Below are 17,117 nucleotides of genomic sequence, written 5' to 3' on the forward strand. Positions count from 1 at the left end.
GACACCCCCGCCCAACGCTTAGCAGCCCTGCTCGATCAAGCCGCCTAACCGCGTTGCACTAACCACTTGACATTGAGGCGCGATTCCCCGCCCTCAGTTCACGCTCGGCGACATGGACGGGCCCGGCTAAACCGGCGTGAACTTGGTGATCAGCCACTTCCCGTCGACCAGGGCGAGGTTCACCAGCGCACTGCTGGCCGCCATCGACGGTTCGGGGTTGTCCTTACTGGTCGTGCTCTGGTCCACGAACACCAGCACGACCGCGGAGTCGGGGTGCAGTTCCTGCACCGCAGCACGCATGACGTGAGCCGAGGTCTTCAGCGACTTCTGCTTGGCCGCGGGAGCGACGATCTGCTGGGTGAACTGGTCGTAGTACGACAGGAAGTCACCGGTCAGGTGCGAGCGGGCGGCGGCGAAGTCCTTGTCGAGGCTGTCGGGGGAGTAGGACAGCAATGCGACTGTCCCGTCCGAGGCCGCACTGACCGCCGCGCGTGCCACGCTGGGGCTGGTCCGCTGATCCGGCTTGTAGTAGTGGGCGTACAGCCACGCTGTCACACCACCGGACAACAGGACGAGCACGATCAGGATCACCGGGATGGGCTTCACGGTGATCTGCCGGCGCCAGATGTCGCGCCGCCAGTTCCGCTTGGGCTCGGCGGGCCGGGCCTCCTCGCCGGCGGCAACCTCGGTCTCGTCCTCGACGTCGGCCGCCGCGGCCCCGTCGACGTCGTCCACAAAGGCGTCGTCATCCACGTAGGCGTCGTCGTCCGCGTAGGCGTCGTCGGCGTAATTGTCGGGATGGTCGTCGGCGTAGCTGTCGAGTCCCGCGTCGTGCTCTTCGCCGACGGTGTCGATCACTGCGGTTTCGGCATCTTTGTTCGCGTCCCGGTCGCGCACGTCGTCGCTCACGGCACGAACTCGACTTTCGACATCTTGTACTGTCCGTCCTCTTCGGTCACGGTCACCCGCAGGCGCCAGGCGCGGGGTTCGTCCTTGGCGCCCGCGGAATTGGTGACCCGGGAGGTTGCCGACACCAGCACCTGAGCCGTACGGCCGTCCATGGATTCGATCGCTGCCGCGTTGACGGTTCCCTCGGTGACGACCTTGGACTGTTCGACCACCTTGGTGAAGTCGGCGGCCCGCTGCTGGAAGTCATCGCGGAATTCGCCGGTGGAGCTGTCGATGACTCGTTGGACGTCTTCCTTGGCCTTCTTGAAGTCCAGCGAGGTCATATTGACTACGCCTTTCTTGGCGCCGGCAATGAACGCCGCTGCCTTCTGCTCCCGGTCGGTGGCCTCGTGGTGTTGCCACATGAAGTACGTGCTGAGGCCGATGAAGCCCAGGATGAGCAGTACCGCCGCCAGTTTGGCGATCGTGGACAGCCTCGGGAACCGCACGGCGCCGCGGATCCGGTCCCGGCGCGAAGGCTTCGCCGGGGCTTCGGGCTCGACCTCGCTGTAGTTCTCCGACTCGTCGTATTCTTCCCGGTCTTCGTCGTCGTCGGCGTCTTCGTACTCCTCGGACTCGTCGTAGTCTTCGTAGTCCTCCGACTCGTCGTACTCATAGTCGTCGTCATCGTCGTCGTCGTCGGCCGCGGCGAGCGCTTCACGGCGCAGCCGGGCGGCACGGGCCTTAGCGCGCGCCGCGGCGGCCAGCGCTTCGGCTTCGGCTGCCTCGGCCTCGGCCTCCTCGGCCAGCGCCAGCACATCGGCCTTCGACGGCACCGCGCCGTCGTCTGTCTCAGCCATCACGGCCACCGATCGTCATTATCGACTGAACTCCGGTATCTCTTACGGTATCGCCCATTGGTAACATCGGAGTCGCCAGCGAACTCCGACGAGGACCGATCAGGCGGATGATCAATCACCCAATCTTTTCCCCCAGCTTCCTTCGCGACGGCGACGGAATGCCGAGGAAAGTCCGGTCGGCATCATGACCGCTGTCGACTCACCCGAAAAGATACTCTTTACCACCACCAGCCAAGCCTTTCTGTCCAAAGAAGCGTCGCTGCGTCATGTCCGCGAACTGCATGCCGCGGGCGCATCGTGGGATCCGGCGTGGTGGCGCCGCGCTGCCGAACTGGGCTGGACGGGCCTGCTGGTTCCGGAGGAACTGGGCGGCGGCAGCGTCTCCGGTGACGGGCTGGCCGATCTGGCCGTGGTCGCCGAACTGCTGGGCAAGACGGTGGCGCCCGGGCCGCTGTATCCGGTCAGTACCGTGCTCGCCGCCCTGGCGGACTGCGCGCAGCGCGACACCCATGCGGCCTTGATTGAATCGCTCATCTCTGGGGAAACGGTGGCGTCCTGGGCCGTGTCTGAGCCGCATCGGGGCTGGGCCCCTGATGATCCGACAGCGACCGCGACCGCGGTCGGGTCGGGATACCGCATTGACGGCACCAAGGACCGGGTCGAGGCCGGCGCGCAGAGCGCGGTGCTGTTGGTGGTGGCGCGCTGCGAGGACGGTGTGCGCCAGTTTCTGGTGCCGACGGATGCGCCCGGCGTGCGGATCACACCGCTGCAATCGGTCGATCTGGTCAAGCAGTTCGCGCGGGTGGAGTTCGACGGAGCGGTGGCCACGGCGGAGGTCGGGAGTGCCACCGAGTCCGCCGGGATCATCGACCGGCAGAGCCAGATCGCGCAGGTGCTGCAGTGCGCTGAATCGGTCGGCATACTCCAGACCGTTTTCGACTTCACCGTGCAATGGGCCCTGGACCGGCACAGCTTCGGCCGCCCGCTGGCGTCGTATCAGGCGCTCAAACACGGATTCGCCGATATGAAGCTGTGGCTGGAGGCCGCCCGCGCGACGACGGCCGCGGCGGTCGCCGATATCGCCGCGCGTGCGCCGGACGCCGGTCTGTCGGCCAGCATCGCCAAGTCCTACGTCGGTGAGGTGGGCGGTGAGATCGTGCAGCGGTGCGTGCAGATGCACGGCGGCATCGGTGTCACCTGGGAGCACGACCTGCACCTGTACCTGAGACGAATCACGTTGTATCGCTCCATGTTCGGCACCCCAGAGGAGCACAACGTCAGGGTGTACCGGGCTGGTGTGAAATGAGCTCCGTGGAGACCGTCGCCGACTTCGCCGCACGCGCCAGAAGCTGGCTGGCCGAGCACATGCCGCGCATCGATCCGGAATCGCCGCCGGCCGTGCCGCGCGACGCCGAGCAGTCCTGGCAGCGCGCGCGTGAGCTGCAAAGGCGTTTGTACGCAGGAGGATTCGCCGGCATTTGCTTTCCGCGTGAGTATGGCGGCCTCGGCTTGGATTACGAATACCAGCGGGCCTTCGACGTCGAATCCCTCAGCTACGAAATGCCGTTGATCCTCAACATCCCCACCTTCACCATCTGCTGCGCCACGCTGCTCGACACCGGCAGCGAGGAGCAGAAGAAGCAGCACATCGCCGCCTCGTTGCGTGGCGACGAGGTCCTGGTGCAGTTGCTGTCCGAGCCCAGCGGCGGATCGGATCTGGCCGGGGTGATCACGCGCGCCGAACGCCAGGGCGACCGCTGGGTCATCAACGGCGCCAAGACGTGGAGCACCAGCGCGTTCGCCGCCGACTACGGACTGTGCCTGGCGCGCACCAACTGGGACGTGCCCAAGCACGACGGGCTGACCATGTTCCTGGTGCCGATCAACCACCCCGGGATCACGTTGCGCCGCATCACCCAGGTGAGTGGTGGTGCGGAGTTCTGCGAGGAGTTTCTCGACGGAGTGGACGTCGGCGACGACGCGGTGGTCGGTGAGGTGAACAAAGGTTGGGCGGTGGCGTCACGCCAGCTCTATCACGAACGCCGCGCCGTCGGACAGGGCTCGGAGTTCGCCAGCGGCTCGGGCAGCGAGGGCGGACACAATACGCCGGTGGACTACGCCGACCTGCTGGCGCGGACCGGTCAGCCGGACAGCGAGCGCGCACAGGAACTCGCCGGCCGGGCCCTGGTGCATCGCGCGGTGGCCGAGCAGCTGATCAGTCATGTCTACCGCAGTGTCCAAGACGGCTCACTGCCGCCGGCGGGCGGAACGCTGATCAGGCTCTTCCACGCGGAGACGGTGATGCTGGAGATGGACACCGCCCTTGCGCTCGCCGGGGCCGCCGGCGTGGTGGGGGAGGTCGGCGAGGGGCTGCAATGCGGGCTTCGTTACCTGTCACGCCAGTCGGTCGCGATCGGCGGCGGCACCACCGAGATGGCCCGCAACGTGATCGGCGAGCGGGTGCTGAACTTCCCGCGGGAATACGCAGCCGACCGCGGCGTGCCGTTCAATCAGGTGCGGCACGGCAAGCCGCGGTAGTCCCGGTCAGTCTTCGACGAGGATGTCCTCGGAGTCGCCGCTGACGACGGGAATCTGAACCAGCGACAACACGTGGTGGGCGGGGCTTCCCGGCGGTGCCACCAGAACGCAGTCGCCGCCCTGTTTGCGGGCACGCTCGCGCGCCGCGGCCAGGGCGCTGACCCCGGCTGACCCGAGGTGGGTGACAGCGCTCAGGTCGATCATCAAAGATGCGATGCCCGAACGGCTTTCGACGGCAATCTGGCGATCCAGGGTAGCTGCGGTATTCGAGTCGACCTCGCCGCGAACCACGATCCGGCCGTCGTCGGTGACCAGTGAAACGAATTCGCTGTCGAGTTCCTGCGGTTGGCTGATCCGGCTGGCCACCGGGTCGCTGATGAAGTTCACCGGCCTGGTGAGGCGGTGACTGAGCGACGCGGTCGTGCCGTCGAGGCTGTGCGTGACGTGCGATTCGCTCACCAGCGCTTCGGCCATCGCCAGGCCGCGGCCGCGGCCTTTTTCTCCCTCACGATGGTCCTTCCATTCCCCACGATCGACGACCGAGGCTCGCAGCCTGCCGTCGCCGCCCAGCGAGGCTTCGACGATCAGGCCGTCGGAAACCTCAGTGCCGTAACCGTGTTCGACCGCGTTCTCGACGAATTCGGAGATGGCATGCACCACATCGGAGATGTCGGCGGAATCGGCACCGATCTCGGAGAGCCAGTCGCGCAGCTTGGACCGGATCGCCCGGGCGGCGTGGATGGTGGCATCCGACATGATGTACAGGGGCGGCGTCGGCGTTCGGCGCTGTACCGCCAGCAAGGTGACGTCGTCGCTGTAACCCGTGGAACGCAAGAGCAATTCAAGTGTTTCCGAACAGAGCCGGTCGACGGGCCGGGCGGGCAAGTCGAGCACGAAGCCGCGGGTGCCGGCGGCGATACTGGCCGCCAGGTCGGCGAATTCGGCGGTGCTGGCCATCAGCGGACGGCCCGGGCGTTCGATCAGGCCGTCGCTGTAGAGCAGCAGGGCGTCGCCGATGGCGAGGGTCTCGCTGCGCAGCGGAAAGCCCGTGCCGCTGCCCAACGGCCCGCCACCCGACGGTTGCACGTAACGCGCGCTGGCATCGGCCGCGACGATCAGCGGGGGCGGGTGCCCGGCGGTGCAGTACTGGAACTCGCCTGTCGCCAGGTCCAGTGAACCGACGCAAAGGGTGGCCGACTTCGACCCCGGCACGTGCTCGTGGAAGTCGTCGAGCGCCTCCAGCGCTTGGTTGATCGGGCGGCCCGTGGCCAGCTGCATCCGCAGGGCGGTGCGCAGCTGTGACATCACCGCGGCGGCTTCGACCCCGTGGCCGACGACGTCGCCGACGACGAGCACCAGGCGGTCACCGAGGGGCAGCGCGTCGAACCAGTCCCCGCCGGCGGCGGTGTCCTCGGCCGCGACGAGGTACTCGGCGGCGATGTCGGCGCCCGGAACGACCGGAACCGACGGGGCCAGCAGCGTCTGCTGCATCAGGATGGCCGAATCGCGGACATTGCGGTACCGCTTCGAAAGTTCCTCTACCCGTGCCTCTGAGGCCAGGCGCGCCTGGACACGGGCGGTGACATCGTCGAACACCAGCTGCACGCCTTCGATGGATCCGTCCGGCGCGCGCCGCGGCGTGACGAGGAAGTCGAAGTACCGCTCCTCGAGTCCGGACCCTTGCAGGTCGACCTGCAGCCGCCATTCGGATCCCTGCTGCGACTCGCCGGTGTGGTAGACCCGGTCGGACATGTCGTAGATCTGCTGGCCTTCCAGCTCCGGATAGATCTCCTTGGCCGTCTTGCCCACGATGTTCAGCGCTGTATTGAAGGCGCGGAAGGCCGCGTTGACCGCGATGAAGCGGTGCTCGGGCCCGTCCAGGCCGACCACCATCGCCGGGATGTTCTCGAAGATGCGCCGCACGTCATCAGCCGCGCCCACCGTTCCGTCCCAGTCCATCTCGGCCGACATTCTGGCCGTACCTCCCGCGGACCGATGTAGCAAACAAGTCGGGTGCGTTGACGACAGCGTCAAGCAACACATCCAGACTAGCAATGTGCGGGACATCTACCACGCACCAAAATTTTTGAGCGGCGCGGCGTCCGCTCAAGCTACGCCGCGGACAGCGCCGATTCCGTCGTGGGGTGAACCGGCAACATGTGCCCGAACCCGCATGCGTCCACGATGCGGGCGATGCCGGGGTCGCTGCTGACCAGCCGCAGCGTGACGCCGCGGCGGCGGCTGCGCTCCGCCTGGTCGGCCAGCACCGCGAACGCACAGCAGCCCATGAAGTCGAGTCCGCTGACGTCGACGATCAGCGGTCCGGGCCGGCTGGCCACTGCCGAAGCCTCGGCCAGCAGCCCACGCCAGGTGTGTTCGTTGGCAGCGTCGACTTCGCCGCCGGCGCGGATGACCACCGCCGAGCCGCTGCGCACCGTGCTGGCCCGCAGTGTGCTGCCCGGTTCACCCAGCTCCAGGGACAACCGGTCGCTCAACTGCACCGGGATCGAGAAAGAGTCGGATGGACCCAGGTTCATCGTGCACCCCCATTGAGGGCCGCGCCGGCAAAATCCCCCCGATGGAATGTCCACTGCGCGCCCGTAAGACAACGTGATGCCTTGTGTATAGCAGAAACTATTGCCGGTTTAGGGCGAATGGCCAGATCGGTAGAAGACCGTGAGCAGCGACGTCAGGCCGACACCGGCTTCTTGGCCGGCGCGGACACCTTCATGAGCTTCATCAGGTTGCCGCCCATGATCTTTGCGATGTCCGCCTCGTCGAAGTCGGTGAGCTCGTCGACGAACGAGATCGGGTCCTTCAGCCCTTCTGGGTGCGGCCAGTCGGAGCCGAACAGCACCCGGTCGGTGCCCACCATCTTGACGATCTCGGTGAACCGGTCCTCCCAGAACGGGGTGATGTAGACGCAGCGCTTGAATGCCTCGATCGGGTCCTCGCTGAACGCCTGCGGCATCTTCTTGTAGACACCCTTGAGGCCTTTGAACAGGTCCGGCACCCAGTCGGCGCCGTTCTCGATCGACAGGATGCGCAGCTCCGGGTTGCGGGACAGGGCGCCGTGGCACACCAGCGCACCCATCGCGTCCAGAATCGGCCGGTGCCCCATCGCGAAGCTGCGGAAGGCGGTCGGCTTGAATGGCAGAAACTCGTCGCCGGGCTCCCACACGTTCGCGAACTCCGAGTAGCCGCTGTCCGAGGCGTGCATCGACACCGGTAGCTCGGCCTTGATGCAGGCTTGCCAGAACGGGTCGAACTCCTCGAGCCCGAACGACCGGCTGCCCTTGTAGCCGGGCACCGGCGCGGGGCGGACCAGGACGGTGCGCGCGCCGCGCTCCAGGCACCATTGGAGTTCCTCAAGCGCGCGCTCGACGATCGGCAGGGTGATCACCGGGGTCGCGAAGATCCGGTCCTGGTAGTTGAACGACCACTGCTCGTACATCCACTGGTTGAGCGCGTGGATGACGTCGTGCGTCATCTCCGGGTCGTCCTTCATCCGCTCCTCGACCAGACTGGCCAGCGTCGGGAACATCAGGGCGTAGTCGATGCCGAGCTCGTCCATGACCTCGAGGCGCGCGCCCGGTTCGCGGAAGGCGGGGATGGCCTTCATCGGTTCGCCGAGGATCTCGCGGTACGACTTGCCCTGCGCGCCGTTGCGGAAGTAGTCCTCCTGGGCGCCGGGGCGTGCCACCACCTCGAACGTCGGGTTGGGAATGTATTCGCTGATGTGGCCGCGCACGACGATCTTGGTGCGGCCGCGCACCTGCACATAGTCGATGACACGCTTGCGGTTTTCGGGCAGGAACTTGGTCAGCGCTTCCTGCGGCTCGTACATATGGTTGTCGGCGTCGAAGACGGGGAAGTGAAGTTCGCGAGACGGCATGGCGATCTCCTGTAGAAGTCCGGATCTCAGTGTCTGGTAATCACGTTACCACCCGGTGCAAGCGGGGCGTCAGCGGTCGGCGGCGGCTTCGCGGTCCGGGTTGCCGATGATGGCGAAATTCACGGTGGCAGTGGCGGCGAGCTCGCTGTCGCTGTCGCCGTAGATGTCGATCTGCATGACCAGCGAGCGCCGGCCGGCTCGCAGCACCTTCGGGACGGCCAGGGCCGAGCCCTGCCTGATCGGTCGCAGGTAGCGGATGACCAGGTCCGAGGTCGTCATCGCGGTGCCCGGTTGCAAGTACTCCAGACCCAACTGGCCGCCCGCCACGTCGGCCAGGGTTGCGATCAGGCCGCCCTGTAGGGCACCCGAGGTGTTGACCACCTGCGGGCTGACCGGCATCGTCATCGCGAATCCATCGTGAAAGCTGGCCGGGCGCAACCCGATCTGCGCGAACAGTTCGGCCAGCGAGGGTTCCGGGGTCTCGTCGTCGGTCTCACGGATACCCAGAGCGCGGCTGCAGAAGTCATACAGCTGGCCCGAGTCGATCGGGGTACCGTTCAATTCCGTTCCCAGCCAATGCAACCGGAGCGCGCCGACCATGGTCTGCATGACGATCGCCGCGGCTGCGCCGACATCCAGGCCCGGGTTGAACACGCCCTCGGTGATGCCCTGCACGATGATGTCGCGCATCAGTCGGTGCAGGGGCGACAAGACCCGGGCGTACTCGCGGGGCCGGGTCTCGGCCAGGTTCTGGTTGTACAGGCTCAGCGCGCGATTGAGGCTGTCCTGCGTCGTGGACTCCGGTTGGGCGCCGACGCGGTCGATGATCAGCTTGAGCGCCGCGGTGCTGCTCAGGTCGGCGGTCTCGGCGCGCCAGGTCTGCGCCGCCTGCGCCATCGTGCGCTCGAAGAGCGCCAGCAGCAGTTCGTCCTTGCTGGCGAAATGTTGGTAGAACGCGCGCAGCGAGGTTTTTGAGCGGGCGACGACTTCTTGGACGGTGAAGTCCGTGCGTCCGGTCTCGCCCAGGATCTCGACCGCTGTCTTGATGAAGCGGTCGGCGCGGGTGACTTCGGCTTCGTCGGCAGGGCCGGCCATGGGCAGTCTCCTCTTCAGGCGTCAGAACCTGTGAGAATGAGGTTACCGCCTGTGCGCGTTCGTATGCTCACGGTGGGAGCCGCGGCGATTCAGATCCGCGGCTTCGCGTGCCTCCGTCGGTAGGGTTGACCCGTGAACGCCGGCGCCATTGGTGGGGGAGCGGTCGATGATCGTGGCCTGGTAGAGCAGGCGGTTGCCCTGGTGCTTGGCGAAGCGCCGCCGGGTTGGACGCGCCTGAATATCGCATTCGACGCGGCATCGTCGGAGGTGACGGTGACGGCGGACGGACGGGTGGTGCAATTGCCGGTGTCTCCCCAAGCGGTCGAAGTGCTCAGTGAATACCACCGTCAGGCCGTGTTCAATGGCTCGTCGTGGCGGCGCCTGTCGATCGGTTGCGGGTCCGACGGGACGTTGTCAATGCGCAAAGATGATGGTGCGCGCGGTGTTTCGCGGCGGTGGCCGCAGCGCGTACTGGCGGCGATCACGGTGTCCTGTCTGGCCGCAGCCGCGGTGGTGTTTGCGGTCGGATGGCGGCGGTCGGAGCCACCTCGCCTGGGTGTGCTCGCCGTGCCACCCCCGGCACGTGCCAAGGCGGCGTTCGCGGTGCTCGAGGAATGGTATGCCGCCGAAGACCATGGCGACGCCGCACGCATGCGGGAACTGTCCTGCGCTCATCCGACGCAGTCGCTTAGCGATTGGATCAACACCATCGCGTACTACGGGCAGGACCAGGGTCTGGTTTTTCCCGATGCGTTGACCCAGTTCCGCGACGACGGGGCGGCAGTGTGGGTGAAAGTGGCGGTGCGGATCCGGCCGATCGACGACCGGATGAAGCGCGAAGTCGAGGAGGCGCAGGCCCATGGCGGGTTCTTCTTCGAGACGGTGACCTTCTCCGACGAAGGCGGCACGCTCAAGGTGTGCGATGGCCAGCGCTGAATTGGGTGGGGCCCGGCGCCGGGCGCGAATCATGTTGTGTCTTTGGTCTTTCGCGGCCGTATCTTCGATCGCGCTGTTGGTGGTCGCGGTCGTCGGTCGAGACCATGGAGACGGGCCGACGCTACGGCCGAGGGCGGTCAGTGACTCGATGAGCGAATCGCAGGCTTACGAGGCTGCCGATTCCACGGTGCGGGCGTGGGTGCGCGAACGCAACGCACGAAACCTGGCCAACCTCGAGGCGCTGACGTGCCCGGATAACGAGGGCACTGTGACCGCCGAGGTCAGTGCGGTCCGGAAGAAGGAGGCGCTCGGCAAGCCGATGCACGTGGTCTCCACGGGGGCGCTCGGCCGCCACGAGTCGCTCTGGACCATCAGCACGCACTTCGACAATGACGTCAGCGTTCAGTTCGTGCTGGGGGTGCGCGGCGGCGAGTTGCAGGTCTGTCGGATCGCGTCGGCTCCGGTGCCATGACTAGCGTGATCGCCAAGACACTGTCGAAGGGCGGGTGGTGATGGTGCCGGAATCCTCGATGCCGCCGAAGGGGTTTCGCTGGGTCGAGCCGCCGCCACCGCAGCGGCGCGCGCGGCGTTACTGGTGGATCGGTGCGGCGGTCGTCGTCATGCTTGCGGTTGTCGCGGTAGGGGTTGTCGTGGTGTTGTGCCGTAATGCGCCAAGCCATGGCGCCGAGGCACCCGCCGGATCCCCACCCATCGGGACACCGCAAGACCTGCTCGTGTCTTTTCCGCTGAATCGCCAACCCGTTCCGGGTTGGCAGGTCAGCGGCGCTGACATCGGACTGCCGCCCGGGGTCAAGGTCGGAGACCTGTTCTCCCGCAACGGCACCAAGGCCTACTTCATCGCCTTGGAGGGCTGCGACAAGTCCTGCCTCAATCCGACGGGCTGGGTGTACGGTCTCGAAACGACGACTGGTGCACGGCTTTTCCCGCCGCTGGCGCTGCCGGGCTTCTTCGGCACCAACTCGGATTGCCATAGCAATGGTCCTGCGGTGGCCGTCTGCACGAGCCGCACCGAAGGACAGGAAGCTCATCTCCCGCCACCGGGAGCATGGGTGATCGACCTCGACCACGGCGCCTTGACGTATCACGGGCCAAACACCCTCAATCCCAGCATCATTGGCGGTAGCCTCCAACTCGAGGCGGTGGGCTACAAATACGGCCCCTCTTACCTGTTGGCCGCGCGCCCCGGAGAGGGTCTGCACGGTATCGGCGCACATGCCGAGCTGACCTGGTTCCTGCCCGGCAGCGGGGAGATTCAAGATCCGGGAGCTTGGAATCCCGACATTCCGCCACTGACTCTTGCCGTGCAACCGGTGAAGTCTCCCAGCGATAAGCGGGGAGATCAGGTCTTTTCGGTGGTTGACGGCAAAGACCTGACCCCCACAGCGCCTTCCGGCACGCGACTGGAGGAGGCTGTCGTATACAACGGCGGGTTTGCCTACCAGGTGGACGCGGGCACGGCAACGGGCACCCGGATGTACGACGCCACCGGACGTGAAGTGGGTCGGCAGGCACCCGAGCGCAGTTACCCGCAGCAGAACGCCGCGATGTTGACGCTCGTGGTGGGTGGCAACTTCCAGATCTACGATGCGGCAGGCAAACTCGTGACGACGATCCCGTCGCGCGGCCTGGCCGCTAATTTCATGACCATCGGCGCCAAGGTGTACATCAGGACAGCGGGCAGTGGTGACGGCACGGAATCTGCCTGGCAGCAATGGGACCTGCAGACCGCAGCGCCCGGTGCTACCTGCACCATGGCCCTGGGGCCGGACTACGCCGCCTCCGATGGAACCGTCGTGGTCACCAACAGCCATAGCGGCGACGGGTCCCACTACGTGGCCATCGACACCAAGAACTGCGAAAGCCGTTGGGAAATAACCGGAAAGACCTGGATCCACAAGGTAGGCACGGGCCTGATCCAAGTGGACCATGACCGGGACATGGTCTTTTCGCTGCGGGAACCTCCGAAGTAGCGGTCGTCACTGACGTGACTCGCGCAGATTGGCTATGTCCTCGGCGATCATGGCGTCGATCCGGTCGCGAAGATTCTGGACGGTCATCGGCGTCAGGTAGTCGAACCCTGGCGAGTAGATGTAGTCGCCGTCGTTCTTGACTGCTAAGCACGCGACAGTGGTCTTGCGACGGTCGAATCCCCAGTTTCGCGCTGGCTGCCAACGACTTTGAATGCGGGTGTACCGCGTCACCGCCGTCCGAGATATCGACGGTAGACCAAACGCGCTATCGCGTTGCCGGACTGTTGACCGCCCTTCAACGGGTATGCCGCGTTGAGGTGGTTGCCGCACTAAATCGGGAATGACGATTCGTGGGTGCATGCCGGGTTGCGTATGTGCGAGTGAACCGGCTACTGCCGAGCCGAGCTCATAAGGTGGTACTTCGAAGATGTCGACACAATGGTCCCCCGGGTTCTGGGCGGCGATGAATCCCAGTTGACCACGGCGATGTGCCAATAGCCGTCCCCGCTGGGAGCCGACGATGCTGACAACGCATTCGACCCGGATATCGGCCTCCACGTATGACTTAAGCCACCTGCTCATGTCAACAAGATCGCCGTGGGCGAGCCGATCGGGAACTGCCGCCACATAGGCCCGGTACTCCTGAAAACTGCCGAAGCGTGACGGCCGAGTCACGACAAACGGGTGCGGTAGAAAGTCCCGTCCGAGGCTGTCGCTGATTGCTTGCAGGTCGACCAGGTCGAGACTGCCGACTCGGCTCAACGCGGTGCGCTTCACGATGAATTGCTTTGCGCTTGTTTACATCCGATCTGTTGGATTGGCGCCCTTGGACTCGTCGCCGACGACGGGAACCACCCCTTCGGTTTCACCGATCACCTCTTGGCCGTGCTTGGTGTGGCGCATCGCCTTGCCGATTCTATGTTCTTTGGCGGCGCCACCTTGGCCGCGCTGACCGGCGACTGGCGTGCCCGCGCCGGCTGACCCGCCTCCGGCAGCCACCCCTGACCTCGCGGCCTGCGCGGGCGTGACAGCCTTGCTCGGTTGCGTCAGTTGGCTGGACGGCCTGCTGACGGCAGGAGATCGTGTGCCCGTACCGCCGGCCCCTCCGGCGCGCGCGCCCGATTCCGAACCGGTGGTCGCGCCCTTGAGCCCTCTTGGCCCTAAACCCAACACACCCTCCGGCAGGCCACCCGTGTCGCCCTGCCCGGCTTTCGGCGTCTGACCGAGTGCTTGGTTGGGGGCATTGCCAGCCTGGCCGGCGGCATTCTGCGCCTGCTGGCCCGCTTTGTCGGCCGCGTCGCCGGCGCCCTTCGCGGCGTCGCCGAGGCCCTGAAGCCCATTCGCCGGCATGGTCGGTGGGCCGGGCTGCGGTGTCGTCGCGGCGGGTAGCGCGAGTCCACCGGGTGACGGAATTTCCGGTGTTCCCAGACCGCCGGGCTTCAGGCCGCCAGCGGGCCCGCCGCCCAACCCGCCCGCGCCGGGTGAAGGAGAGCCCGCGACCTGTGGCGGTCCGGCCGACATGTCGGGATGCCGTTGGCCGATCCATTCGATGGGTGGGTTGTAAAACGCATGGATTGTTTGCTGAGCCTCACGGTTGTAATGAGCTACAAGTAGGTCGTCTCTGGCCTCGTTTTCCGGTATGTCCATATACGCGGCCCTGGCTTTGGCATCGGTGTCCAACTGTGCCTTGGCGGTCATGAACCAGTCACGCGTTTCTTTGATGTCCCGCGAAAACGTGTCGACCAGCGGATCCATCCGCTGGGTCGCGTCGGTCAGCGCTGTGAGATAGTCAAGCGATTCCCTGGCTTTCTGAAATACGGCCGCCGCCGTTGCACCCGACAAGCTGTTTTCGGCTGCTGCAATCGCATCCCGGAAGGCATCGTGAGCGCGTTGTAGCGCGGTGCTGATGTCCTTCCAGAGGTTATGGTGTCCGACCGCGATATCGTCCGCGGCGTCCTTCAAACCGTCATATCCCTCGAAGAACGTGTTGATGTGCTCCAGTGGGGCAGCTTTGATCGCCTGACCCGCGTTCTTAGTGCTGTCGAGGTTGTTCAAGTCGTTGAAAAGTGTCTGGCCGATATACGACTTGATGAGGTGGGGCAGCTTATAGTCCTCGGGGCCGGGGTCGCCGAGATATTGGTCGTCGTGAACCGTCCACTCTAGATCGGCGGGATCATTGGACATTGTTGAAGCTCTGAATCGTCAATGGCCGACATTCCTCAACGGTCGGCGTTGAGGAGCGCGTTGTATGCCGCGTTGGAGAAGTCCCGCAGTGCCGTGGCAAAGGCTGCATACTCGCTGATCCGCTGTCGGATAGCGTCGCCCGTGTCATTCAGATTGCGAGCGGTGACTCTTGCTGACTGGAAGTTGCCGACGACGCCCTCGTTGATTTTCAGGTTGCTGGCGGCGGCCGCTTGTTCGTTCAGCGCATCCACGAGTCGTCCTGCCGCGGCGAACCATTGGCTCATCGCTGCCCGGTCGAGTTTGAGGATGTCCTCCGGTACGTTCTGCCCCCACTGTCGCAGTTGTCGGGTCGGATCGGTCAACGACCCCAAGGACGGCGGTTCGTCAACAGACATGGCAGATATCTCCCCTCGTTCCCCCGCAACGATCGCTGGTGCCGAGCGCCGACCCGGTGGCCAACGATACGTTCTGCCAGCATAAGACACGCGGTCAGCACTATTCCGCGCCAGATTTTCGCCCCCGGTCGTCTCGCCCCGGTGCGCGTTCTCGCTCGGCGGTTCTTCGGCGTGCCATCTACGGGGGTGGGGGCGATGCCCGCTGTACTACGCGTCCGTCTCTGCCGACGAGGAACACCCCGCGCCCCGCAGGTGTGCCCGAGGCGGTCGCCGGGTGGTAGACCACCCAGCCGGTACCGCACCGGTCTGCCACCAAACCTGTTGTGGGATAAGCGATTCGCGCCTTACGAAGGTGCTCGATCACAACGTTCACTGCCCGTTCGGAATCGTCGATGGTCTCAGAGGCGAAAGCACGGCGCAACGCAGCCTGAGGGTTCTCCACGAATGGCCCGCCCATTCGGGTGTACTGCACCCAGTCGGTGAGTCCGACGAGGGTCGCGTACCACGCTGCGAAACCGAGGGGAACCGCGACCAGCGGGTAGTAGAACGTGGGCCCGCTCGCCGTCCAGGCCAGAGCCAGTGCCGCGATGTAGATCCCGAAAAGCAGGCACGTCGGCACTGCCAGCGCTACCGCGCGCTGCAGCGTGTCGCGTCGGCCAGGGCGGGGTTGCTGCTGATCCACGGCGACACCGGCAGTGAAGACACCGAACGGCAGGCCGAAGAAGAGCACGAATGGCGCGCTGACGGCGAATCCGGCGATGGTGAGCGCGGTATCGGTGGCCGGGCTCATCGGGTCAGGCCCGCGCTCTCGAGCTGTTCGAGTGCGGTGTCGAGATCCGGGTTCGTGAAGTGGGCGAATACGGCGGCAAGGTCGTCCTTGTCGACTTCACGGCCCTTTGCTTTCGAGAGAAGCCGGTAGCAGGCGGATTCCATGCCCGGACCGACGATGGCAAGCATGGCGTCCACCGTTTCTTCGGGTGTCCAGATGACCGGTAGCGGTTCGTCGAGTTCGTCGAAGGTGTCGGTGGCACCGCGCCACCAGCGGCCGTCAACCCACCAGTAGCAAAAGCTCAGTAGGCCGTTGCGGTTGCGGGTGTTGAGAACTGAATCGTCGATCCAGGCGGGTGCCCCGCAGTAGAGGTCAGGTAGCTGCTGCCCGCCCTGGTAGGCGGCAACCAGCAGCTCGGAGTTCCACCGTCCGCCCGACAGCACCGCTCGATTGTCGGGCAGGACATACAAACTCGATCCGCTGCGTGCGTCGGATTCGTACCAGGCCAACCCCGGGGCGATACGGGGCCCCCACTGCGAACGGGCTCCCGAATAGATCGCTGCCAGCACCGACCATCGGGTCCAGGTGTCGGGCAGCGGTTCGATGTCTTGTGTTTCGACGGCGCGACGGCCGGCGGCCCGATCCGCCGCCACCGCCGCCGTAGCTTGGGCCGGCGTACGCCCCTGAGCGGCGGGCCCGGCGATGTAGCCGGCAAGCCAGACAGGTAGCCGGGGGCGAGGGTAGGCGACGATGTCGTCGCGATAGCTGTCCGGGGGCTGTAGCTGGTTTTCGGGGAACGGTTGGTCTCCGTAGTCGTAGTCGGCTCTCAATTGGCCGTCGTTCGTTACGGTGAGCAGCAATCGCCACCAGGGCCCGGCCGACATCTGGGCGCTTGTCTCCCGCTGGGCCTGCACGAGTTCCATGACATGGCGCGGCACCGTGACCGGCTGCCACCCGTTTTCGGTGGCGAACACACACTGCGCGCTGCCGCCTCGCACCGTCAGCGCAAAAACTGAGGTGAACTCCTGCCAGCCCGCTGGCCCCAGCTTCGCCAGTTCCTGGGCGATGGGGTCCAGCATCGCTGAAGCTCTCTCACCAATCTGTTCATCGCGGTGCGACGACTCCGGATCGGGCGCCGGGCCGTCATCAACCATCGTGAAGTCGCTTGCAACCGACTGGTGCCCGGTCGACACCTGGTTGAACGACTCGGCCAAATCGGTGATGAAGTCCTCTGGGCGGGTGAAATGCCTCCGTGAGGCAAGGGCATGCTCCCGCTCGGCGAACCGTTGCCGTGCCAGCTGTGGCGGCATCGAAGACGACGTCTGCTCAATCCGTCCGCTGTCGCCGATCAAGAACACCGCCCGATCGACCGGCATCATCAGGAACGCGTTCGGATCGTTGGTATCGACGTGGACCGGCTCGTACACCGACCAGCCGGCTTCAAAGCGGTCGGCTCGCAAACCGACTGTCGGATAGTCGATTCCCGCCGCCCGAATGTAATCACTGACTGCGGCAATCGCCTGGGCAGCACTGATGCTCACCGTCACCGACCGCCTGCGTCGTGCG

16 protein-coding genes are annotated in these 17,117 nt (G+C 65.6%); 5 read left to right on the forward strand and 11 right to left on the reverse strand.

Annotation, left to right across the window (positions count from 1 at the left end):
* Positions 1–126 precede the first annotated feature (126 nt).
* Complete coding sequence (locus AWC08_RS32940; protein WP_082986683.1) at positions 127–735, reverse strand: hypothetical protein; 609 nt, start codon at positions 733–735, stop codon at positions 127–129.
* A gap of 170 nt (positions 736–905) precedes the next feature.
* On the reverse strand, positions 906–1,748 hold the full coding sequence (locus AWC08_RS32945; protein WP_065136576.1) for a hypothetical protein: 843 nt from the start codon (positions 1,746–1,748) through the stop codon (positions 906–908).
* 184 nt (positions 1,749–1,932) lie between these two features.
* Here AWC08_RS32945 and AWC08_RS32950 point away from each other — a divergent pair, with 184 nt between their 5' ends.
* Positions 1,933–3,054: an acyl-CoA dehydrogenase family protein gene (locus AWC08_RS32950; protein WP_065136531.1), complete on the forward strand. Its 1,122-nt coding sequence runs from the start codon at positions 1,933–1,935 to the stop codon at positions 3,052–3,054.
* Positions 3,051–4,286 carry an acyl-CoA dehydrogenase family protein gene (locus AWC08_RS32955; RefSeq protein ID WP_085088769.1) on the forward strand — a complete coding sequence of 412 codons (1,236 nt, stop codon included), beginning with the start codon at positions 3,051–3,053 and terminating at the stop codon, positions 4,284–4,286. Before AWC08_RS32950 ends, AWC08_RS32955 begins: the two co-directional genes overlap by 4 nt.
* Before the next feature lie 6 nt (positions 4,287–4,292).
* Here AWC08_RS32955 and AWC08_RS32960 read toward each other — a convergent pair whose 3' ends face one another.
* The 4 genes from AWC08_RS32960 to AWC08_RS32975 form a co-directional block, all read right to left on the reverse strand.
* Positions 4,293–6,257, reverse strand: coding sequence for a SpoIIE family protein phosphatase (locus tag AWC08_RS32960; protein WP_069434143.1), 1,965 nt, complete (start codon positions 6,255–6,257; stop codon positions 4,293–4,295).
* Positions 6,258–6,397: 140 nt separating this feature from the next.
* Positions 6,398–6,823, reverse strand: coding sequence for an anti-sigma factor antagonist (locus AWC08_RS32965; protein WP_065136534.1), 426 nt, complete (start codon positions 6,821–6,823; stop codon positions 6,398–6,400).
* A gap of 152 nt (positions 6,824–6,975) precedes the next feature.
* The gene (locus tag AWC08_RS32970) at positions 6,976–8,181 is read right to left on the reverse strand and encodes an amidohydrolase family protein (RefSeq protein WP_069434144.1); all 1,206 of its coding nucleotides are present in this window, start codon (positions 8,179–8,181) and stop codon (positions 6,976–6,978) included.
* Positions 8,182–8,250: 69 nt separating this feature from the next.
* Positions 8,251–9,276: a hotdog fold thioesterase gene (locus AWC08_RS32975; RefSeq protein WP_065136536.1), complete on the reverse strand. Its 1,026-nt coding sequence runs from the start codon at positions 9,274–9,276 to the stop codon at positions 8,251–8,253.
* A 132-nt stretch (positions 9,277–9,408) separates the two neighbouring features.
* Here AWC08_RS32975 and AWC08_RS32980 point away from each other — a divergent pair, with 132 nt between their 5' ends.
* The 3 genes from AWC08_RS32980 to AWC08_RS32990 all read left to right on the forward strand — a co-directional run bounded on the left by AWC08_RS32980 (position 9,409) and on the right by AWC08_RS32990 (position 12,203).
* Entirely contained in the window at positions 9,409–10,212 is an 804-nt protein-coding gene (locus AWC08_RS32980; RefSeq protein ID WP_069434145.1) for a hypothetical protein, read from the forward strand.
* Between the two features lie 148 nt (positions 10,213–10,360).
* Complete coding sequence (locus AWC08_RS32985) at positions 10,361–10,684, forward strand: hypothetical protein (RefSeq protein ID WP_142283949.1); 324 nt, start codon at positions 10,361–10,363, stop codon at positions 10,682–10,684.
* A gap of 37 nt (positions 10,685–10,721) precedes the next feature.
* A complete protein-coding gene (locus tag AWC08_RS32990) occupies positions 10,722–12,203 on the forward strand; it encodes a hypothetical protein (RefSeq protein ID WP_156803100.1) in 1,482 nt (493 codons plus the stop codon).
* Positions 12,204–12,209: 6 nt separating this feature from the next.
* Here AWC08_RS32990 and AWC08_RS32995 read toward each other — a convergent pair whose 3' ends face one another.
* From AWC08_RS32995 to AWC08_RS38850, 5 genes are all read right to left on the reverse strand, one after another.
* Complete coding sequence (locus AWC08_RS32995; RefSeq protein WP_159460045.1) at positions 12,210–12,980, reverse strand: ESX secretion-associated protein EspG; 771 nt, start codon at positions 12,978–12,980, stop codon at positions 12,210–12,212.
* Between the two features lie 21 nt (positions 12,981–13,001).
* Complete coding sequence (locus AWC08_RS33000; RefSeq protein WP_069434148.1) at positions 13,002–14,387, reverse strand: hypothetical protein; 1,386 nt, start codon at positions 14,385–14,387, stop codon at positions 13,002–13,004.
* Positions 14,388–14,422: 35 nt separating this feature from the next.
* Positions 14,423–14,749, reverse strand: a complete 327-nt coding sequence (locus AWC08_RS33005) for a hypothetical protein (protein ID WP_142283951.1) — start codon at positions 14,747–14,749, stop codon at positions 14,423–14,425.
* Positions 14,750–14,960: 211 nt separating this feature from the next.
* The gene (locus AWC08_RS33010; RefSeq protein ID WP_069434149.1) at positions 14,961–15,572 is read right to left on the reverse strand and encodes a hypothetical protein; all 612 of its coding nucleotides are present in this window, start codon (positions 15,570–15,572) and stop codon (positions 14,961–14,963) included.
* Entirely contained in the window at positions 15,569–17,098 is a 1,530-nt protein-coding gene (locus tag AWC08_RS38850) for a hypothetical protein (protein ID WP_232007932.1), read from the reverse strand. Before AWC08_RS38850 ends, AWC08_RS33010 begins: the two co-directional genes overlap by 4 nt.
* Positions 17,099–17,117 lie beyond the last annotated feature (19 nt).

The sequence above is a fragment of the Mycobacterium gordonae genome (genome assembly GCF_002101675.1).
Taxonomy (GTDB): domain Bacteria; phylum Actinomycetota; class Actinomycetes; order Mycobacteriales; family Mycobacteriaceae; genus Mycobacterium; species Mycobacterium gordonae.